The sequence below is a fragment of the Winogradskyella poriferorum genome, assembly GCF_050618035.1.
In the GTDB taxonomy this organism is placed as follows: Bacteria; Bacteroidota; Bacteroidia; order Flavobacteriales; family Flavobacteriaceae; genus Winogradskyella; species Winogradskyella poriferorum_A.
In genome coordinates, this window is record NZ_JBODPY010000285.1 from 1 (window position 1) to 215 (window position 215).

The 215-nt window shown below is 37.7% G+C and carries 1 pseudogene; it reads right to left on the reverse strand.

The features are described 5' to 3' along the window. Positions 1–215, reverse strand: a pseudogene (locus ACRHOC_RS15780) (hypothetical protein); the annotation flags it as partial.

A 215-nucleotide genomic window follows, 5' to 3' on the forward strand; every position in this document is an offset into this window, starting at 1 on the left:
ATTCGCTTGATGATATGACGCAGATTACGATACTCTGGTCTAAAATCATGCCCCCATTCACTAATACAGTGCGCTTCATCTACAGCCATGAACGAAATTTGGACTGACCTCAAAAAATGTACATATTCTGCTTTTGTGAGTGATTCTGGAGCAACATATAAGAGCTTAGTTATTCGATTAATAATATCCCCCTTAACCCGTTTAACTTCTGTTTT